Below are 21,023 nucleotides of genomic sequence, written 5' to 3' on the forward strand. Positions count from 1 at the left end.
AAGCTTATACCCCTTGAAAACACTAGCGTTACAATAAACTGCTCAAAAAATAGGCATGTTTTGTAAGGTATTGATTTAATTGTTGAATTCAAAGTCAACGCTCCAAACTATAAAAAAAATTCTTTTTTATGGCTTGACGGTTACAGAAAGATTTCTCCTGTGCACAAGTCAGGGATTCTTGGAATTAAATCTCTTTGATTTCTATAGGTTTTATTCATGGCCTTCGTTATCGAAGATTGAATCTGTGTAAAAAATTACTGTTTGACGAGTCGTTGCCAAACATTAAAGTTGTGAATACTTCCAGATATGAAAAAGGCCAGAATTTCTTCTGGCCTTTTGAACTGGAAAGCTCTCTTATCAGGATCTGTGTCGGGTGATTTCGATGCCAACCCCGGCAACATCTGGATAGCGATCAAGCTTCTCGATGCGCATGTGAACTGTTTTAATTCGATCATCAAAGAAACAGGTTTCGGATATATCGTTAGCAAGCGTTTCCAAAAGTTTCACTTTGGTTTGCAAACATACATTTCTGACCTTCTTTACCAGAGTGCCATAGTTGATGGTTTCATCAATTTCATCGTTCAGGACTGGTAATGGATTTAAAGTGAGTTCGAGATTAACTTTCAATCTCTGTGGGCGAAGTCTCTCTTCTTCTGTTAACCCAATGTTGCAGCTGAGGGTGAGGTCTCGCACAGTTAATTTTTGTTCTGTTAGCTGGCTTCCGGAAATCGCTGATTTTTCGGATGTCATCCCGACATTCCTTTTCATTTAAACTGTCTATTCAAGCCCGGGTGACGGGCCATTTCTCGGGCGTCAATCTACGCCTTGTACTTCTGTTGGTCAAAAGCAATTCTTGAGTGGCAAAAGCTCCCTTTGCTAAGCCAGAAAGAGCTTGTCTTTGAACTGATAGAGAATGTAGGCAGCATACAGGGCGATAAAGACAACGCCTTTGGAGCGGCAGATTTTACCAGCGTGAAGCATTGTTGGTACGATCAACAGGCTGACGCCAGCCATTACCCACATATCAAATTCTATTACCGCCTGGGAAACACTAAAGGGTGAGACTATTGCCAGAACACCCAGGATCAATAATAGGTTAAATATATTTGAACCAAGTGCATTGCCAAGCGCAACATCTGTATGCTTGCGAAGACCCGCAACAATGGCTGTTGCCAGCTCTGGAAGAGATGTCCCCAGAGCAACGAGGGTAACGCCGATAACAGTTTCGGAAATCCCGGCGGCACGGGCGATTGTTTCTGCGCCATCAACAAGAAGATCAGAGCCAATGATAAGGCCTGCGACACCAACAATCAGAAGAAAAATTGATACGGGCACTGACCCCGGTGCTGCCTCTAGTTCTTCAGCGAGTTCCGGATCGGCTTCTTCTTTGGGATTGCATTTTTTCTCGCGGTAATAGCTACGCCAAATATAAAATGTAAGAGCGGCAAGCATAAAGACGCCATGCCAAACAGTGAAGGTGCCTAAAAAGGCGAAAGCCATAAAAATCGCCGTTGCAATCAACATTGCGATTGTATCGCGCATGACATCACAAGGTTTGGTCGCCAGTGGCGATATCAGCGCTCCAACCCCCAGAATTAAAAGGATATTCGCAATATTTGATCCGATAACATTACCAACCCCGATGTCAGTTGCACCATCAAGTCCGGCGACGAGTGTAACCATAAGCTCGGGCATTGAGGTTGCACAGGCCACAATAGTCAGGCCAATCAACATTGGAGATATGCCAAGCTTCCGAGCAATTCCCAGTGCGCCACGGAGGAGGACTTCACCGCCTACTGCTAATAGGACGAGGCCACCGCCTGCTGCCAGAAATGCTGTTGCTGTCATATGTATTTCACTCTTTAATGTACACGCCGGATCTCTCTCGGCCTATAGAGCGAGAGAATACAGGCCATTAAATGCCCCTCATTGAGGTGTATTTCAATAGCCTATCTAAAGGATTGTCAAATTTCGGCCTTATTTATCGGATTTTGGGTCAGCTTTCAGGTCTAGAGAGGCTGAATTGACACAGTATCTCAACCCGGTGGGTTCTGGCCCGTCAGGGAAAACGTGACCAAGGTGGGCGTCGCATTTTGCACAAAGAATTTCTACCCGATGCATTCTGTGCGAATGATCTTCTCTGGCACTGACATAGCCGTCACCAACGGGCGCATAAAATGAGGGCCAGCCACTTCCAGAATCATATTTAGCACTTGAATGAAATAAGGGTTCTGAACAACAGATGCAGTGGTAGGTTCCTGATGTTTTACAGTCATGATATTTATTGGCAAAAGCCTGTTCCGTTCCGCCTTTTCGTGCGACCCGGTATGTTTCTTCGTCCAGTTTGTTTAGCCAGATATCATTATCGTCCGACTGTTGGGGATCAGCTTTTTTCATCATGGAAAACATCCTCCTCTTTGTGTCCCTTCTATGTGAGATGAGGAAAGCAAAAATCAACTACTTGTTTGGTATAAACAAAGATAAATTCTCACGCTGATTTAAATGAAGAGGACTATTAAGCTTCTTTTAGACGGTTGTTGGGAATTAAGACCTTCACGGTTGTTCCTTGATTTATTTTACTGGCGATGGTGAGTGTTCCGTCATGAGCATCTATCAAACGTGATGCAATATACAAACCGAGGCCAACGCCTTTACCTGCTGCCCAGGAAGATGAAGCAGCTTGTGTAAAGGCTTTGCAGATATCAGGAAGGCGTGTTTCTTCGATGCCAATGCCGGTATCTTTGATCTCGAAAAGAAGATTATTGTCTGTGTCATAATCTATCTGTAACGAGACAGAGCCGCCTTCGGGAGTATATTTAAAGGCATTGCCAAGTAGATTGATCAATATTTGCCGAAAACGTCTGGAATCCCCTTTGATCAGTATGTCTCTGACATTGTTTTCTACAATGAGATTTTGATCTTTCTTCATTGCTTCTAGTTCAAAAGTGGCATGGCAATAATCAACAATATCATCGTGTTGAAAGAACTCTTCAAACAACTTTAATTCACCGCTATCAATAGTCGAGGCATCAAGGAGTTCGTTTATCAATTCCAGTAGGTGCTGGGCGCTGGAATGTATGTCATTCAGGGCGGCTGTTTGTTTGGCGTTTACGGGGCCATAAATCTGATGTTCGAGCATGTCCGAGAAGCCTATAATTGCATTCAATGGCGTTCGGAGTTCATGGCTCATTGTTGCCAGGAAATTACCTTTGGATCTATTGGCGTTTTCGGCTTCCTGTCTGGCAAGGGTCAGTTTATGGGTACGTTCAGCAACGCGTTGTTCCAGATTTAGATTAAGTCGTCTCAGTTCTTCCTGGGCTTGAACTCGTTCCGTTATGTCTTCTTCTGTTGCAACAATAACCTGCCTTGCTGAAACCGGATCAATGCCAATTTCAGCGGTTAGAGTATGCCATCGTTCTCCGAAAGCTGTGTGTACTTTGATGTCTCTTCTAAAGCGTTTGGGCGTATCATGACGATCCAGTATACGTTTACGTATTTCTGGGTCATTATAGCGTTCTTCAATGGTGGTCGATTTTTCCTGAATATTATAAGCATTCGCTGCCGCAGGATTTTGTGCCAGTAAGCTGCCATCACCATCAAACGTCGTAATCATCAGAGGCGTATGCCTAACGGCTTCTAAAATCCTCTTTGTTCTATGATCCAGTTCATCTTTTATTTGTGGTGTTGCTTCAATAAGAAGAGCTTTTTTACGGCTCTCAATCAAGATTGGTGTGAAGGTCAATATAGCCATTTGTGGTTGGCCATTTGGATAGAGAGTCCAGTTTTCTTCAACCCGATCACCTTGGGCAGACGTTTCAAACATTTCATGTAAGCGTCTTCTTACTGAACTGGAATCAGTTGAAAAATCTCTTTGCACCAGATCATCAAGAGTATCTGCGTCCCAGAATTTGAGAGCGGACTCATTGCCCCACCAGATATTATGATCTTCTATATCGAAGATCCAGATGGCCGTACTTAGCCTGTTAAAGGCTGATAAATCCTGCCAAAATTGAAACTCTGGCAGGTTTTCAGTCAGTGACGAAGTCATATATTCTACCCAGAAGTTAAGCGCAGGATATCATTGCGCGAAGAAGTTTGGAAGTTTAACTCGCATATCGGACTGCGAATGCTTTAAGTCCAAGCTATAATCTTACGCTTTTTTTCCTTTGCGATACTTCTTGCTTTTGGATTTTGCTTCGGCCATGGCCATACGATCAGACAAGCTCCCACCAGAAGTGTTCGAGAGACCAAGTTCATCATCTTGTAGCTTTTTGATTTCATCCCTGATTCTGGCGGCTTCTTCAAACTCCAGATCTGCGGCTGCTTCGTGCATACGCTTGGTCAGATCATCTATATAGGACTTGAGGTTGTGCCCAACGCGATGGCTGTCACTCGTATCGTTAAGATCAACGGTAACGTGATCGCTTTCGTAGACAGAGCCGAGTATATCGCCGATTTGTTTGCGGACAGACTCAGGTGTGATGTTATGTTCTTCGTTATAGGCCTGTTGCTTTTCCCTGCGACGATTGGTTTCATCGAGAGCCTTGGTTAGCGAACGTGTCATCTTGTCAGCGTATAGGATGACCTTTCCATCGACATTACGCGCAGCACGCCCGATGGTTTGAACCAGAGCTGTGGTTGAGCGTAAAAAGCCTTCTTTGTCTGCATCAAGGATACAGACAAGACCGCATTCGGGAATATCAAGCCCTTCACGTAACAGGTTGATCCCCACAAGGACATCGAACACGCCTTTGCGAAGGTCGCGAATGATTTCCATTCTTTCCAATGTATCGATATCCGAGTGGATGTATCGGACCTTAAGATGAGCTTCATGCAGATATTCCGTCAGATCTTCTGCCATGCGTTTTGTCAGTGTGGTAACAAGAACCCGCATGTTACGACTGACGACATTTTGGCATTCCTTGATCAGATCGTCGACTTGGGTTTCCGTTGGTCTGATTTCACAGACGGGATCAAGTAGCCCTGTTGGGCGAATAATCTGTTCAGCAAAAACGCCGCCCGTCTCGTTGAGCTCCCATGGGCCTGGTGTCGCCGATACAAAAATACTTTGCGGACGCATCGCCTCCCATTCTTGGAACTTAAGCGGTCGGTTGTCGATACAAGAGGGGAGTCGGAACCCGTATTCTGAAAGATTGGATTTACGGGCAAAGTCACCATTGTACATGCCGTTAAGTTGCCCGATAGTCACGTGGCTTTCGTCGACAAAGAGTAATGCATTATCTGGCAAGTATTCAAAGAGTGTGGGCGGTGGCTCACCCGGTGCGCGTCCGGTCAGATATCGGGAATAGTTTTCAATACCTGCGCAGGCACCGGTTGCCTCTATCATTTCCAGATCGAACATTGTGCGTTGTTCCAGGCGCTGGGCTTCAAGAAGTTTGTTTTCCTGATTAAATTTTTCCAGCTGAACCTTTAGATCCGCTTTGATGCCTTTAGCTGCCTGTAAGAGTGTGGGACGGGGGGTCACATAGTGACTGTTGGCGTATATTCTGACACCTTCTAGATCTGCGGTTTTTTCGCCAGTTAATGGATCAAACTCCTGTACGGTCTCAATTTCATCACCAAAAAAGGATATCCGCCAGGCGCGATCTTCATAGTGTGCTGGGAAAACCTCTAAGGTGTCGCCGCGTACTCGGAAAGTACCTCGGCCAAAAGCGATATCGTTGCGGGTATACTGAAGCTCTACAAGAGATTTCAGGATGTCGCGCATATCGACTTCCTGTCCTGTCTTAAGGCTAAGGGTCATCTGAGCATAGGTTTCTGGTGAACCAATACCGTAGATACATGAGACAGAGGCAACAATGATGACATCATCCCGTTCGAAAAGTGCACGGGTCGCAGAGTGTCGCATGCGGTCAATCTGTTCGTTGATTGAGCTATCTTTTTCTATGTAGGTATCTGTCCGTGCGACATAAGCTTCGGGTTGATAATAATCATAATAGGAGACGAAGTATTCGACCGCATTATCGGGGAAAAAGCTTTTCATCTCTGAATAAAGCTGAGCGGCAAGGGTTTTGTTGTGCGCAAGAACAAGGGCAGGTCGCTGTAATCGTTGTATGGTCTGCGCCATGGTAAAGGTTTTACCAGACCCTGTTACTCCCAATAGAACCTGACTTCGTTCTCCTTGGTTCAAGCCATCGCAAAGCTCTTGAATCGCATGGGGCTGATCCCCGGATGGAGAGAACTCTGAATCAAGGCGAAAAGGCTTTGAATCATCTTTAAAGAAGCTGTCTGAGATGCGTTCAATTAATGGAGACGTCATTCGTATTCTCTGGTCCGGGAATTGAGAAAGTTATGTAGGATCACTTTGACTGATCTTCAACTACCAGTTCTTGGTACAAAGATTGGTCCATAATACCCTCGCTGTTCATAAGAAGAATACGTGAATCAGGCGATAAGCCAAGTACTTCGCGTGTATCTTCATGGGTTGCCGTCATAATCAAAGCGGCAAGTCCGGCAATACTTGATTCACCGGCTTCCAATACAGGATCACCAAAAGGCGAGCTTGCGATTAACTTCATTGTTGGACCTGTTATCGTGTCTGATATGGTCATGAAGAAATCGGCTCCATGAGATAATATCTCCCATGCGATGGGGGAGGCTTCACCACAATCCAGCCCAGCCATAAGGGTGTGAACTTTCCCGGTTTCTTTGTCCCCAGTTGCTTTGGTTAAAGTGCCTTCTGCTGCAGAAGCGTATAAGCAGGCTGCTGTTTCTGGCTCAACAATGATAATTTTGGGCCGCCGTTCACCAAGATGAGCCCAGAAATACCCCGCCATCGCAGCAGCCATTCCACCAACACCTGCCTGTAAAAAAATATGTGACGGCGGAATAGCCTGTCGAAAGGGGCGCGTGAAATATTCTTTCAGGGCTTCTTCTGCAATGATGCTATAGCCTTGCATGATCTGGGCTGGAATGTCCTGATAATCATCCCATGACGTGTCCGAGATGATTTGGGCATTTTGTTTTTCTGCCTCTTTGGCACAAAGCGCCACTGTTTCGTCATAACTCAGAGATGTTTGGATCACTGTTGCCCCAAACTCTTCAATAGCAGTAATCCTGGATACGCTGCAGCTCGCAGGGACATAGATGGTGGCTTTGCATCCAAAAATTTGGGCCCCCCAAGCGACGGAACGCCCATGATTGCCATCAGTCGCAGTTGTGACTGTTAATTCAGTTGTAATATCACGGTACGTCGCGTTTCTTAAATCGTCTGACTCTATTTTTATTGCAAGTTTTTGTTCGATAGTGGACTTCAAAAAACGGTAAACTGCATAGGCTCCGCCAAGAGCTTTGAAAGAGCCGAGATTAAATCTTTTGCTTTCGTCCTTGAAACTGATGTCAACGAGATTAAGTTCTCTGGCAAGGCCAGGCCATGAGACAAGTGGACTAATCTTATATTCTGGCCAACGGGTTATCTCATTCAGTGCTTCTTTGCAGGTTTCCTTTGAGAGAATGTGATTGAGATTTTCCCCATAGGTCAAAGATCTGGACGCGTCAGGGTTAGGGAGAAGGTTGAATTGTGATCTTTTCCAGATTGATAAATAACGGTCCATTTGTGCTTAATCTTAAGTCTTTTAAGGTGTTTGGTTGCGCCTAGTTAAGCTTTTTTCCAAAGAGAGGGAAAGAGGGGAAAGATACAAAGTTAGTTGTTAATTAGAATTATTCTAAAAAAATCTTGACTTCGTGAATTTCTAGAGATTAAGTAGGCGCATGAAAATACCCTCTGCGCAGGGTCTTGCGCAATTAGATTTTGCATTAATACCGGCGCTCACAAAGTGGGCATAATTATGAGGACGTGTAAGCATGCTTACGATTGGTGATAAGTTTCCAGAATACGCTTTGACAGCTGTTGTTTCTAATAACCCAACGGATGGTTTTGTTGAAATCACTGACAAAAGCTATGAAGGAAAGTGGAAAGTTGTTTTCTTCTGGCCAAAAGATTTCACATTCATCTGCCCAACTGAAATTGCTGCTTTTGGTGCAATGAACGAAGAATTCGAAGATCGCGATGCGCAAATTCTTGGCGTTTCCACTGATAGTGATTTCGTACACATGGCATGGCGCAAAGATCACGAAGATCTTAACGACCTTCCTTTCCCAATGGTTTCTGACATCAAGCGTGAGCTTTGCGAAGGTCTTGGTATTCTCGACGCGGAAGCTGGTGTTGCTCTTCGTGCAACTTTCGTTGTCGATCCAGACGGTATCATCCAGCATGTTGGTGTAAATGGTTTGAACGTTGGTCGTAACCCACAAGAAACTCTTCGTATTCTTGATGCGCTACAGACTGATGAGCTTTGCCCATGTAACTGGAACAAAGGCGACGACGTTCTTAAAGTTGCTTAAGAACCAAAAGCTTTGGAAAGGGCGGGTCCGGGTAGCCGAGCCCGCCCTTTTTCGGTTGAGGCTTATTTAGGCCAAAGTTATTACATCACGCGATAAAGGGAGATATCAATCGTGTCTATTAGTGATTTGAAATCAGCAGTTCCTGATTATGCCAAGGACCTCAAGCTGAACATTACCAATGTCCTGACATCGACATCTCTGAATGACCAGCAGATTTGGGGAACGGCCCTTGCGTCTGCTCTTTCAAGCCGAAATGCATTTGTCATCAAAGCAATTAATGCCGAGGCAAAAGAAAAATTATCTGCCGAGGCTTATTCTGCGGCAAAGTCGGCTGCCTCTATTATGGGGATGAACAATATCTATTACCGTTTTGCACATCTAAGCGGGAATGAAGACTATTTGAAGCTCCCTGCCAGATTGCGCATGAACATCATTGGTCGTCCAGGCGTTGATAAAGTGGATTTTGAGCTTTGGTCCTTGGCTGTGTCTGCTATTAATGGCTGTGGTATGTGTATTGAATCTCACGAAAAGCAGGTTGCAGCTGGTGGCATTTCCAAAGAAGGTATTCAGGATGCTATTCGTATTGCATCTGTGATGCATGCTCTTGCGGCGACGTTTGATGGCGAAGATGCTTTAGCTGAATAGGAAAGCTAGCGTTTGTAACTTATGGCAGATTAAAAAAAGAGGCTATTGAGTCTCTTTTTTTATTTCGTCTCGCTTTTGGTCGGTCATTCTTTCTGCGAGGAAACTTTCCGGGGACAGGATTGCGGCTAAAGAAACGGATACGGTAGAAAGAGATATCAACAGCACCAAAAGGGCTGTCAGACCAACAAGGCCTGTTTTTCGGTCATTACTTTTGTATGAATCGCGGACATATCCTGTTCGATGCATCCCGCATACTCCCTGTGGTAGATAGACACAGCCTATTCCGACTAAAATTTCAGTCTTAAGGTTTGTGTGTTGTTTATAAAATCTCTGCTGACTACCTTTTTTAGAGATCAAGTGTGACAGCTATTTAGAGGAAATGCGGCAATTTGGTGTTTTCTGCTTTTGGGCATAGAAAATTTCGATGTCTTGATTGCTTCACGAGCCTTCTCTTTTTGTCATGTCCTGTTGACAGGTAGGTCGTATAAAATGGTTTATTCTGAGATTCACTGTTGCGATGTCTGTGTCGGTTATATTACGGTGCCGCTGTGCAACACCCCGTCTTGAAACTCGTAAGTCCGATCAGACCTATCTTGTCTAGATTCGGCGAAACAACAGGAGCATAAGGTCATGCCGCAACTTGCGGATCGCCTCTCGCGAATCAAACCCTCTCCGACTATTGCTGTAACTACGAAAGCCCGTGAGCTAAAAGCTGCTGGGCGTGACGTCATTGGCCTTGGCGCTGGTGAGCCGGATTTTGACACGCCGGATAACATCAAAGCAGCCGCTATTACCGCCATTAATGGTGGGGACACACGCTACACAGCCGTTGATGGAACACCAGAACTCAAAGCGGCTATCTGCGAAAAGTTTAAACGAGACAACGGTCTCGACTATAAGTCAGAGCAGATCACTGTCGGTACTGGCGGCAAGCAGATTCTTTACAATGCTTTCATGGCAACACTGAACCCTGGTGATGAAGTGATCATTCCGGCACCTTTCTGGGTGTCTTATCCTGATATGGTTCTTTTGGCTGACGGTGAGCCCGTTGCTGTGCCTTGTATGCAAAGCAACGGTTTTAAGCTACAGGCCGAAGATCTGGAAGAAGCAATCACTGATAAAACAAAGTGGGTATTGCTGAACAGCCCTTCAAACCCAACAGGAGCTGCCTATTCTTATGACGAAATGAAAGCACTGACAGATGTGCTTAAACGTCATGAGCATGTCATGATCCTGACCGATGATATGTACGAAAAGCTGGTTTATGATGACTTTGAATTTGTAACACCTGCACAGGTTGAGCCATCTCTTTATGATCGTACGCTGACCATGAACGGTGTTTCCAAAGCCTATTGCATGACTGGTTGGCGGATCGGTTTTGCCGGTGGTCCTGTGCCACTGATCAAAGCCATGGCCAAAATTCAGTCTCAGAGCACATCGAACCCTTGTTCTGTCAGTCAGGCCGCAGCTGTTGAAGCTCTTCGTGGGGATCAAAGCTTTATTCCAAAGCACAACGAGGTCTTTAAAGCGCGTCGCGATATGGTCGTCGATTTGCTGAATGATTGCCCGGGCATTAACTGTTCCAAGCCTGAAGGTGCTTTCTATGTGTATCCGTCTTGCGAGGGTACCATTGGCAAGACAACCCCGGATGGAAAACAGATTTCATCTGACGGTGATTTTGTGACCTACCTTCTCGAAGGTTTTGATGTTGCTGCAGTACAGGGCGAGGCTTTTGGTCTGTCACCCTATTTCCGTATTTCCTATGCGACATCGACAGAAGCACTGAAAGAAGCTTGTGAGCGTATCAAGCGCGCTTGTGAAGCCCTGAGCTAAACAAGGGCTAATACACGGCCAGTTCCTCGCTAGAGATCTGTGCGAGAAGATCTGGTCCAGGATTAAGAAAGGGTACATCATTGGATGTGCCCTTTTTTGTTTGGTATACTCGCCTTAAGCCCCTGTTACACGAGGTGTTAACGCAGCAGTGATTTGTTTGTGAGAAGGACAAAGAGTATCTCTGTAGGTGGAACATGACAGAGGATTTATAATGTTATTGAAATTTCGCAAACCCTGGGAACTGAAAGAAAGTCAGCTGACCGAGGAAAGTGTATATTTGAATCGCCGCCATTTTATGAAGCAGGCTGCTTTGGGATCGGCCGTATTGTCAGCAGGTCTTGTGACGGGGTGTGATGAACCCGCTGCGGAAGCAACCGCACCATCAAAAAAAACAACGACGAAATCCAGTCTTGATCCAAGTGCCAAATACTATCCAGCCAAAAGAAACGATTACTACAAACTGGATCGGGATTTGAGTTTTGAAGAGTTGGCGACGACCTATAACAATTTCTATGAATTTGGATCTTCAAAGAATATTCACGAAAAAGCTCAGGCCTTGCCCTTGCGTCCCTGGTCAGTTGCCATTGATGGGATGGTTGAAAAGGAGATGCAATTGGATGTGGATGATCTTTTCGCAAAGATTGAGTTTGAAGAGCGCCTTTATCGGCACCGCTGTGTCGAAGCCTGGTCGATGGCTGTTCCTTGGACAGGGTTTCCGCTAGAGAAACTGGTTGCACTGGCGCGCCCGCTATCCAGTGCCAAATATATTCGTATGGAAACGTTCAATTTGCCCGACATTGCCAGCGGGCAAAAAGCACATTGGTATCCTTGGCCTTATATTGAAGGCTTGACGATTGAAGAGGCATCCCATGATCTTGCCTTTATTGCGACGGGTATTTATGGCAAGCCGATGCCAAAGCAAAACGGTGCGCCGCTTCGGTTGGTAACACCGTGGAAATACGGGTTTAAATCGACGAAATCGATTGTGAAATTTACTTTCACTGATAAAAGGCCGGTCTCTTTCTGGGAGGAGATCCAAGGGTCAGAATATGGGTTCTGGGCCAATGTTAATCCTGAAGTTGCCCATGCACGATGGAGCCAGGCCACAGAACAACCTCTAGGAAAAAGCGAACGAGTACCAACGCTATTATTTAATGGCTATGCTGATGAAGTTGCCGATCTTTATAAGGATATCAAGGGCGAACGATTGTATACCTAAGAGCTAAATCATTGAGCTGGATTTATGAGGCAGGGCAAAAAAAATCGCCCTGCCTTTTTTGTTCTGTAGTCACTAATCTTGGATCAATAATTTTTAAATCAAATTCAATTTTACTGTAATGAACTTAAATAATTTAAATTTGACTGAATATTTGTGCGAAAGTTAAAGTAATATTTGTGTAACGTTACCAGAAAAAATGAAGTACTCTGATGTCAGCTATCTGTTTGAACTCTGTGAAATCGTACTTGGACTTTCTGCAAAGACATAAATAGATAATAAAAATACCTCGGTGTACTCGACTGCACCCGTTTTTGCCAAAAAATTGTTTTGAGTAATCAGAGTTTATATAGCTGTTACACGAAAAACGATAATAAAGATCTAAACGGGGAAACATAATGTCAATCAAACCACCATTCACTGATCTTGAGATCAAGACGGCCACAGGGGGCTTTTATGAGGGACACAGCATCCCCATTGCCTTGATCAGCAAAGTCAGTATGACTTTGCTGGTATTATGGGCGTTGATCTGGCCGGGTAATGCCAATAGCGTCCTGTCTGCTCTTAATTCCAATGTTCTGAACAGCTTCAACACCTTCTATATCATCGCTGTTGGTGGTTTTGCTTTCTTCTTGTTTATCATTGCCTTGATACCGGCAACAGGTAAGAAGAAACTCGGGGCGGAAGGTGTTGAACCCGAATTTTCCAACTTCTCATGGTTTTCTATGATGTTCGGTGCTGGCCTGGGTGTTGGGCTGATGGTCTTTGCGACCGCAGAACCCCTTGGTCTCTGGGGCTCAAACCCGGTTATCATTGATGGTACCGTGGTTCCAAATACCGAAGAAGCCGTTCAATCTGGTTATCGCTATACCTTCTTGCACTATGGTTTCCATGCCTGGGCTATTTATGTGACCACAGGACTGTCCTTGGCTTACTACGCCTATACCCGCGAAATGCCTTTGACGATCCGTTCAGCACTTACGCCGCTTTTTGGCAAGATGATCAATGGACCTTTTGGTCACATCGTTGATGTTCTCGGCGTTGTTGCGACCATTCTTGGCGTGTCTGTGACCATTGGTTTTGGTGTTAGCCAGTTTGTTGACGGGGTTTACGCCGTTACTGATATGGGGTGGCTTATGAACGGTGATGCCGAAGCGCCTAAGCCAAGTGTTGTTGGTTTGTTGGCTGCTCTGTTCATCATTATGGGGCTTTCAATACTGTCTGCGGTATCGGGTGTTGGTCGAGGGATCAAGTATCTTTCAAACCTCAATCTGGTACTTTCAATCATTTTACTTTTGACCTTTGTTTTCTTTGGCTCTTTTGCCTTTGCGATGACGACCTTTGGCTCAAGTCTGGTTGATTACATCCTTCACTTTGCTCAATTGTCATTCGGGGCATACGGTCCGCTGTCTGCTGACGAATTTGCAATGGCGCTTCCTGACGTTGCCAAAGGTTTACCAGCCGAAGATATCGCTTCTATCTTTAGCGGTGCGACCAATGCATGGGGATCTCTAGATGGTTTCAAAGAGACTTTACCTGCATCTGTAACTGTACTTGAAAATTCAGATGACGTTGCTGCCGCGCTCTATGCTGCGGGTACCGAAGGGCGTCAGTTTGGATGGCAAGCTGGTTGGACAACTTTCTACTGGGCATGGTGGATTGCTTTCTCTCCATTTGTTGGTCTCTTCCTTGCGCGTATTTCAAAAGGTCGCTCCGTTCGTGAATTCATCCTTGGGTGCGTTATTGCGCCGGCCATAGTTTGTTTCCTGTGGATGACCATCCTTGGCGGAACTGCGATTGATCTTGAATTGACCGGTACTGCTGATGGATCGATTATTGGCGCAAGTAATACAGCGAAGCTGTTTGTGACCCTTGGTCAGATGCTTTCTGGTGGTGCACTCTCAGGTCTGACGATCATGTGTGTTGTGCTCATTATGACCTTCCTGGTGACATCTGCTGACTCCGGTATTCTGGTGATGAATACAATCATGTCTGGCGGTGACCAGGATACAGGCATTAAACACCGTATTATCTGGGGTATTATTCTAACCAGTGTGATCGGTGCTTTGATTGTTGCTGGTAACAGCGGTGCAGAAGCCAACCCGTTTGGGGCACTTCAGAATGCGATGATCATCGGGGCATTACCCTTTACTATGGTTATGGTTCTGATGGTGATCTCTCTTGCGAAAGCTCTCTACAGAGATAATCACAGAGAGAAGATTGCAGAGACGCAAGCAGCTGAATAAATAATTTCTGCCTAAACCTAAAAAGCCACGCAGTAATGCGTGGCTTTTTCTATTGAGCAGCAAAATAGGCGGCAGGTGGTTTGCCCAGGGTGCGTTTAAACATGGCGATGAAGGCACTGGGGCTGTCATAGCCGAGATCAATGGCGACAGAGGTCACGGCCTCACCAAGGGCCAAACGTTCCATGGATGCCATCAGGCGACATTGGCTGCGCCATTGACGAAAGGTCATACCCAGTTCTTTGGAAAACAATCTTGCAAGTGTACGGCTGCTGGCCCCTACATCGCTGGCGAGATCTTCCAATCCCCGTGGATCAGAGGGGGTATGGATCAAGCACTCGGTTACACGGCGCAATCTGAGGTCCTGAGGAAGAGGTAAATGAAGGGGGACGGTTCTGGCAGCCCGGATTTGGTCCATAAGCACCTGCATCAGTCGCCCGTCTGGACCCTGTTCATCATATTCCACCGGTAGAGTAGCGGCATGGATCAGCATTTCCCTCAACAGCTTAGAAACCGAAATGACGCAACAGTTATCAGGCATACCCTGAGAGAATTCTTTGTCCAGATGCAGCGCCCGCCATTTTGAACCATGAGGTGAATAGACCTCGTGGTCTGTTTCATGCGGAATCCAGACGGCTCGTTGCGGGGGCACAACCCAACTGCCCTGATCTGTGTAGATGGCGAGAACGCCCTCGGCAGCATAGGCCAGCTGACACCAGGTATGACTGTGCGGCAAGACGCGTCTGCCGGGGCGCATATTGGCGGCACGAACCATGACTGGGCGGACCAGCTCTTTTGGTACATCATTTGGTTTAGACACCAGTGGCTGATTGGGAGGTGGTTCAATTCTCATGAAGTTTTAGTTGTTATTGTCCGTTTGTCGATATCATATGGCATGATAGCGCAAGACAGTCTTGCTCGCTATGCCTATTGTAGCGACAACAAAAAAGTCTTGATGGAAAATAACATATGAAACCCCTCGGTCATTATCTTAAACCGGAAGTCTGGCGCACGCCCGAAGGCTGTCTGATCATTCTCTCTGCCGCAATGCCGTTGGCTTTTGCGACATGGATGAGCCTTCTAAATAACTTTGTTGTGGAAAAGGCCGACTTTGGTCTGGCCGAAATTGGCATTTTGCAGTCCGTGCGTGAAATCCCCGGACTCCTGGTGGTGAGTGCTCTTTTATTCCTTCTCTTTATCAAAGAGCGCACTTTTGGTCTGATGGCTTTGATCTTGTTGGGCGTGGGTGTTGCCGTCACAGGCTTTTATCCCAGTGCATTTGGTCTCTATGTGACCACGGTGATTATGTCATTCGGGTTTCACTATTACGAAACGGTGCAGATGTCGCTAACCCTGCAGTGGGTTGATAAGGAAAGAGCGCCTCTGTCGATGGGACGGCAGCTTTCTGCGCGGTCCATCGCATCGATTATTGCTTACGGTATGATTTGGGTAATCTTTACTTTCTTTGGTCTTGATTACAAATGGGTCTATTTGGCGGGCGGCACGATGACCATCCTGATGGTTCTGTTTGTTGTGCTTGCCTTCCCGTCCTATACGCCAAAGGAAGTGCAGCATAAAAAGATGATCTTGCGCAAACGCTATTGGCTCTTTTATGCCCTGACCTTTATGGGCGGTGCGCGTCGTCAGATTTTTGTCGCTTTTGCAAGCTTTATGATGGTGGTGAAGTTCGACTTTTCCGTTGCTGAAATCACCATGCTCTATTTGGTGAACCAAGCTATTAACTTCTGGTTGGCACCAAAAATCGGGAAATTCATCTCTCGTTGGGGCGAACGTCGCGCCCTGATCTGTGAATACATCGGGCTTATTTTGGTGTTTTCCGGTTATGCCCTCGTCGGAGAGGCTTGGGTTGCTGCTGTTCTATATATACTCGATCATCTGTTCTTTTCCTTTGCCATCGCGCAGAAAAGCTATCTGCAGAAGATTGCTGACTACAAGGACATTGCCGCTACCTCTGGCGTCAGCTTCTCCATCAACCATATTCCAGCTGTCTTTATTCCGGTGCTCTTCGGACATGCCTTCCCTGACGAAGCCATGTGGATGGTCTTCGCCGCCGGCGCGGGTATGGCGGTGGTATCCCTAATCCTCGCCTTCAACGTGCCAAGAGATCCAAGACCCGGTAATGAGGTTGTCATAGGGGGAACAAAACCTTTGCCACAGGCGGCTGAGTAGGTTTTCTCTCTAAGATTAGGATTTAAGAGCGCTGGTATTTACTATCAGCGCTTTTTTTATTTGAGTAGAGCTCTCATGCCTCTTGGTTAGTGGATTCAAGCCTCAGCAAAATAAGTCCCTGAGCGATATTTTCCGAAGTGTAAGCGAAAAAAAACCTCCAAGCACGAAGCTTGGAGGCAAGTTGAACAGGGAGGCTTCACGTCTGGGAGACGTGGGGTCCGAAGACCCCCAGGCCGAAGCCTGGAAACAGACCAACCGGAGCAAGCTCAACAGTTAGTCAAAGTAGATATTGCAAAGCAACATCTGATGGAAATGAATGTAGCATTTTTTTTTAGGATGTCGATTTACATTATTACAGTGCCGATATGCATTGTGTGCATACCTACTAAGGCTTTGTAATAAAATCGTAATCTCAGATGTTTTGCCCTAGAATTTTGATTCTGCGACCTTGCGTAAGAGGAAATCCCGGAAAATGGCAATTCGCTTGGAAGATCTCATTTCCTCGGCATAGGCAAAATAGGCATCGAACTGAGGACCTTCAACCTCGGGTAAGACCTGTACCAGATCACTTGATTCCTGTGTCATGAAGTCAGGAAGCGCGCCCAGACCTGCGCCGGAGCGCACGGCCTTCATGATGGCGTAGATGTTATTGATCGCCATGGATGCGCGCCGCAGGCCAGTTCCTTCGGTGCCGACATGCAAGAGCCAGTTAATATCTGGAAGAGGTGGTTTTGTATCGTCCCCATAGACAACAAGCCTGTGATCCGAGATTTCATTTACAGTGCGCGGCATACCATATTTTTTAATGTAGCTGGCGGATGCGTAGATATGCATCTGGGCTGTAAGCAGGTGTCGTTGTATCAGATCTGCCTGTCTTGGTGGATGCAAGCGCACGGCGACATCGGCTTCGCGCATGGAAAGATCCAGCTCTTTATCCGACAGGATAAGCTGTACTTCTACATCGGGATAAAGATCGATAAATTCATGTAGTCGCGGGGAAAGCCATGTTGAGCCAAAGGCAACGGTTGTTGTGATTTTAAGCGGACCTTTGGGGCGATCTTTACTCTCGGTTAGCTGTGCTTCTGTCATGGCGAGTTTGCCAAAGACATCATGAGCGGTTCTATAGAGAAGCTCGCCTTGTTCTGTCAGAATCAATCCGCGTGCATGACGATGGAAAAGCGAAACCTTGAGACTGTCTTCCAACGCAGAGATTTGACGGCTGACTGCGGATTGGCTGAGGTTGAGTTGTTCCCCTGCATGAGTAAAGCTTCCGGCTTCGGCAACGGCGTGAAAAATACGCAGTTTATCCCAATCCATGATGGAGGCTTTCAGACCGCTCCGGCGTTTTGTGCCTTCTGACAAACCACTTCTCCCTTAGTCTGCGCGTTGAATTCGCGACAGCGATTCGTAAATTATCAATATCTTACTGTAATTACAGCTTCTTAACAAATTGTGCCTAAGCGTATATTTTTTTGGAAGACTCAAATCAAATGAAATCTCCTGATCAAATACCGACTTAAGTATGATTTGGACAAATAAAAAGCGAAGCTCTTGCAAGCTCCGCTTTTTACCTAGGTTATGTGACCGTTCTAGTCATTCATTTCAGTCAGGTAGCGTTCGGCTTCCAGTGCGGCCATGCAGCCCATACCTGCTGCTGTTACCGCCTGCCTGTAGATTTTGTCAACGCAGTCACCAGCTGCAAAAATGCCGGGAACATTGGTTGTTGCTGTGCCGGGTGTTGCCAGAATGTAATTTTCATCATCCAGATCCAGCTTATCCTTGAAGATTGCTGTCGCGGGATCGTGACCGATGGCCACAAACATACCGTTGACATCAAGTTCAGAGAACGAATCATTCTGAGTATCTTTCAGCTTCAGGCCGGTTACGCCATCTGTCGGTGTGCCCAAGACATCATCTACAACTTTGTTCCACTGAATATCGATCTTCTCGTTTTTCAATAGACGATCTTCGAGGATTTTTTCACAGCGCAGTGCGTCTCTTCTGTGGACCAAGGTTACTTTGGAACAGATGTTTGCGAGATAAAGAGCTTCTTCAACAGCGGTGTTCCCGCCACCGATAACCGCAACTTCTTTGCCACGATAGAAAAAACCGTCACAGGTCGCACAGGCAGAAACACCACGTCCGTTGTATGTCTCTTCCCCTTGCAAGCCCAACCAGCGTGCTTGGGCTCCTGTGGCAATGATCACAGTGTCCGCAACATAGCTGTTGCCGCTGTCGCCTGTGCAGACAAAGGGGCGCTCGTCAAAATTGACTTCGTTGATGATATCAAAGTGCATTTTGGTGCCGACGTGTTCTGCCTGCTTTTGCATCTGTTCCATCAGCCATGGCCCTTGGATAACGTCTGCAAACCCGGGGTAGTTTTCGACCTCTGTGGTGATGGTCAACTGGCCACCGGGTTGGAGGCCCTGCACCAGAATCGGTTCAAGGTTCGCGCGCGCTGCATAGATGGCGGCGGTGTAGCCTGCGGGGCCAGAACCGATAATCAGTACTTTGGTACGGTGGGTTTCGGACATGCTCTTTGTATCTTTCTCGTTTGTATCTTTATCGGACCAACATTATTCCGAGACACCATAATGACACCAGAGTTGATCAATATTGACCTCAATGGTGAGAAACGAGGTGGAAATCCCTTCAGTAATCTTGGGGAAATCTCGGCGAAAATCACGATAGAATCGTCTTGTGCTTGAGTGAAAAATAGAGTGCCTTGGCGCTCTCTACAAGGGGCAGATCAATATCTTTTTAGCTTTATCTGCCAGCGTTTATTTTTCCGCTATGGACGTTTGGAATTATTCAGTTTTTTCAATATGATTTTGGCTATTCGCTGTGATTCGCAAAGCGGCGGGTAGTGCCATGTTTCCAGTGTTCCGGTAAAGGGCCGGATAATACCGTCGTCTCTGAGTTTCCTGTGGAAGCGATCAAATTTTTTATTGCCCCCTTCGAGATCTACGGTGAATACAGGGCGACCTGTGCTTGCAGCCTCGGTCACCATATTTACTGAATCACTGGTCACCACAATGGCATCGGCTGATCCCAAAAGGCCAAAGTAGGGGTTGGGGGACTGCCCATCCCATATGAAAGCCGGGAGATCTTTTAGGTAGCTTGATAAAAGAGCCTCGTTTTTCTGCCCCGTTCGCCGTGATGTTGTTACCAGAAAACCGCATCCGGTTTGTTGGTGCAGTTTTTGAAGCTTCTTCCCTAACTGGTGAATGATGTCAGCCGTGAGGTCGTAGGCTTTACTTTTCCCGCCAATCAAGACGGCAACTAATGGTCTGGGTAAATCTGTAATGCGCGGGGCGAGTTCTTTTTTGCCGACCTCAAGCAGATCTGGTGTGATTTTGTTCAAGGCCCCGCAAGTGGTCAGGACATTGGGGCCTCTTAATTTGTCATGCTCAGGCGTTACAACCAGATCATACAGCTTGGGCGATACCTTGGGGTCTTGAATCTGGATGGCAAAGGTTTTGCCCTTACTGAGTTTGCGAACTAATGCCGTAAAAAGAACAGCCTGACGCCCGCATCCTATAATAATGTCCGGCCAGTTGTCTTTTAGCTGTCCTTTGGCTTTTAGTGCATCCTTTGGCGAAAACGCAGAAGCTTCATAGATGTGGGTACTTAAGGGAATCAGGGCAGGGGGAAGCCACTTCCAAGGGAATTTCATGCGCACGTGGTGAATGACAGGGGATAATCCCATAGCCGTTGCAAGGCCCAGACAATTGGCTTCTATACCGGCGCGTCCATCGCTAACAGCCCAGCAAACAAGGTTTTTCTTAATCTCTGTCATTGTTCAGGGAATATCGCGCGACAAAAGGATCTAGGCAAGGAAAAGACCATTATTGAGACAGTAACCTAATAGAATTTGTTTGTTGGATCTTGAAAAGATGGAGGTCACGAGTAATATTGTTACTCAAAATCACTCGATTCGCTCTAATTGTTTATCATGTGACTGCATGAAAGCTTAGGGTGTTACCGGAAACACTGTACAGGACGTTTGCATGCGCCGCGTAAAGTTAGATCGCATAGATCTTCGTATACTTCAGGATCTTCAGGAAGATGGACGTGTTACGAACGTCGAACTCGCCCGCCGGGCTGGTATTTCTGCACCACCTTGTCTTCGACGGGTACGGGCTTTGGAAGAAGCCGGTTTTATTAAGGGATATCACGCAGAGTTAGAGGCAGAAGCCTTGGGCTATGAAGTGGCCTTTTATGCTTTGGTTGGCCTTACAGGTCAGTCCGAACAGGTTTTGACTGAATTTGAGAACTATATGAATGAGTGGCCGGAAGTGCGCGAATGCAGCATGACCCGCGGCTCAAACGACTTTGTTTTAAAGTTGGTTGCCCGCAATACCAGTCATGAAAACGAATTAACTGAAAAACTGACGGCTGCGCCTCATGTGGCGACCGTGCAGACTATTCAGGTCATCAGAAATTCGAAAAATACCCCGGGGGTTCCGATTGATGACAACGATGCGCTTCTTCTGGGGGGGCAAGAATAAACCCTGTATCGCACTGTTGTA

General features: G+C 46.4%; 18 protein-coding genes. 7 read left to right on the plus strand and 11 right to left on the minus strand.

Annotated elements, in window-relative coordinates; genetic code table 11:
• Positions 1 to 357: 357 nt before the first annotated feature.
• The 6 genes from BKB51_RS10910 to BKB51_RS10935 all read right to left on the minus strand — a co-directional run bounded on the left by BKB51_RS10910 (position 358) and on the right by BKB51_RS10935 (position 7,574).
• Positions 358 to 750, minus strand: coding sequence for a dihydroneopterin aldolase (locus BKB51_RS10910; RefSeq protein ID WP_158090210.1), 393 nt, complete (start codon positions 748 to 750; stop codon positions 358 to 360).
• A gap of 126 nt (positions 751 to 876) precedes the next feature.
• Complete coding sequence (locus BKB51_RS10915; protein ID WP_085901125.1) at positions 877 to 1,848, minus strand: calcium/sodium antiporter; 972 nt, start codon at positions 1,846 to 1,848, stop codon at positions 877 to 879.
• 129 nt (positions 1,849 to 1,977) lie between these two features.
• Entirely contained in the window at positions 1,978 to 2,400 is a 423-nt protein-coding gene (msrB, locus tag BKB51_RS10920; RefSeq protein ID WP_245813265.1) for a peptide-methionine (R)-S-oxide reductase MsrB, read from the minus strand.
• 115 nt (positions 2,401 to 2,515) lie between these two features.
• Positions 2,516 to 4,048: a PAS domain-containing sensor histidine kinase gene (locus tag BKB51_RS10925; RefSeq protein WP_085901126.1), complete on the minus strand. Its 1,533-nt coding sequence runs from the start codon at positions 4,046 to 4,048 to the stop codon at positions 2,516 to 2,518.
• A gap of 102 nt (positions 4,049 to 4,150) precedes the next feature.
• Positions 4,151 to 6,280, minus strand: coding sequence for an excinuclease ABC subunit UvrB (gene uvrB / locus BKB51_RS10930; RefSeq protein ID WP_085901127.1), 2,130 nt, complete (start codon positions 6,278 to 6,280; stop codon positions 4,151 to 4,153).
• Between the two features lie 40 nt (positions 6,281 to 6,320).
• On the minus strand, positions 6,321 to 7,574 hold the full coding sequence (locus BKB51_RS10935) for a diaminopropionate ammonia-lyase (protein WP_085901128.1): 1,254 nt from the start codon (positions 7,572 to 7,574) through the stop codon (positions 6,321 to 6,323).
• A 250-nt stretch (positions 7,575 to 7,824) separates the two neighbouring features.
• Between BKB51_RS10935 and BKB51_RS10940 the strand changes: the two genes are divergently transcribed.
• A complete protein-coding gene (locus BKB51_RS10940) occupies positions 7,825 to 8,364 on the plus strand; it encodes a peroxiredoxin (RefSeq protein WP_085901129.1) in 540 nt (179 codons plus the stop codon).
• 111 nt (positions 8,365 to 8,475) lie between these two features.
• Positions 8,476 to 9,009 carry an alkylhydroperoxidase, AhpD family gene (ahpD, locus tag BKB51_RS10945; RefSeq protein WP_085901130.1) on the plus strand — a complete coding sequence of 178 codons (534 nt, stop codon included), beginning with the start codon at positions 8,476 to 8,478 and terminating at the stop codon, positions 9,007 to 9,009.
• Positions 9,010 to 9,051: 42 nt separating this feature from the next.
• On the opposite strand, the gene BKB51_RS10950 is transcribed toward ahpD, so the two are convergent.
• Complete coding sequence (locus BKB51_RS10950) at positions 9,052 to 9,255, minus strand: hypothetical protein (RefSeq protein WP_085901131.1); 204 nt, start codon at positions 9,253 to 9,255, stop codon at positions 9,052 to 9,054.
• A 384-nt stretch (positions 9,256 to 9,639) separates the two neighbouring features.
• Here BKB51_RS10950 and BKB51_RS10955 point away from each other — a divergent pair, with 384 nt between their 5' ends.
• From BKB51_RS10955 to BKB51_RS10965, 3 genes are all read left to right on the plus strand, one after another.
• Positions 9,640 to 10,842, plus strand: a complete 1,203-nt coding sequence (locus BKB51_RS10955; RefSeq protein WP_085901132.1) for a pyridoxal phosphate-dependent aminotransferase — start codon at positions 9,640 to 9,642, stop codon at positions 10,840 to 10,842.
• 211 nt (positions 10,843 to 11,053) lie between these two features.
• Positions 11,054 to 12,061, plus strand: coding sequence for a protein-methionine-sulfoxide reductase catalytic subunit MsrP (gene msrP / locus BKB51_RS10960; protein WP_085901133.1), 1,008 nt, complete (start codon positions 11,054 to 11,056; stop codon positions 12,059 to 12,061).
• A 395-nt stretch (positions 12,062 to 12,456) separates the two neighbouring features.
• Positions 12,457 to 14,304, plus strand: coding sequence for a BCCT family transporter (locus BKB51_RS10965; RefSeq protein WP_085901134.1), 1,848 nt, complete (start codon positions 12,457 to 12,459; stop codon positions 14,302 to 14,304).
• Positions 14,305 to 14,353: 49 nt separating this feature from the next.
• On the opposite strand, the gene BKB51_RS10970 is transcribed toward BKB51_RS10965, so the two are convergent.
• Positions 14,354 to 15,121 carry an AraC family transcriptional regulator gene (locus BKB51_RS10970; protein ID WP_198946706.1) on the minus strand — a complete coding sequence of 256 codons (768 nt, stop codon included), beginning with the start codon at positions 15,119 to 15,121 and terminating at the stop codon, positions 14,354 to 14,356.
• 149 nt (positions 15,122 to 15,270) lie between these two features.
• Between BKB51_RS10970 and BKB51_RS10975 the strand changes: the two genes are divergently transcribed.
• Positions 15,271 to 16,491 carry an MFS transporter gene (locus BKB51_RS10975; RefSeq protein WP_085901135.1) on the plus strand — a complete coding sequence of 407 codons (1,221 nt, stop codon included), beginning with the start codon at positions 15,271 to 15,273 and terminating at the stop codon, positions 16,489 to 16,491.
• Positions 16,492 to 16,917: 426 nt separating this feature from the next.
• On the opposite strand, the gene BKB51_RS10980 is transcribed toward BKB51_RS10975, so the two are convergent.
• From BKB51_RS10980 to BKB51_RS10990, 3 genes are all read right to left on the minus strand, one after another.
• Complete coding sequence (locus BKB51_RS10980) at positions 16,918 to 17,808, minus strand: LysR family transcriptional regulator (protein ID WP_047762775.1); 891 nt, start codon at positions 17,806 to 17,808, stop codon at positions 16,918 to 16,920.
• A gap of 272 nt (positions 17,809 to 18,080) precedes the next feature.
• Positions 18,081 to 19,025: a thioredoxin-disulfide reductase gene (trxB, locus tag BKB51_RS10985; protein ID WP_085901136.1), complete on the minus strand. Its 945-nt coding sequence runs from the start codon at positions 19,023 to 19,025 to the stop codon at positions 18,081 to 18,083.
• Positions 19,026 to 19,282: 257 nt separating this feature from the next.
• Positions 19,283 to 20,290: a mitochondrial fission ELM1 family protein gene (locus BKB51_RS10990; protein ID WP_085901137.1), complete on the minus strand. Its 1,008-nt coding sequence runs from the start codon at positions 20,288 to 20,290 to the stop codon at positions 19,283 to 19,285.
• Positions 20,291 to 20,501: 211 nt separating this feature from the next.
• On the opposite strand from BKB51_RS10990, the gene BKB51_RS10995 reads away from it, so the two are divergent.
• The gene (locus BKB51_RS10995) at positions 20,502 to 21,002 is read left to right on the plus strand and encodes an Lrp/AsnC family transcriptional regulator (protein WP_085901138.1); all 501 of its coding nucleotides are present in this window, start codon (positions 20,502 to 20,504) and stop codon (positions 21,000 to 21,002) included.
• Positions 21,003 to 21,023 lie beyond the last annotated feature (21 nt).

Source organism: Kiloniella majae (genome assembly GCF_002118315.1).
GTDB classification, from domain to species: Bacteria; Pseudomonadota; Alphaproteobacteria; order Kiloniellales; family Kiloniellaceae; genus Kiloniella; species Kiloniella majae.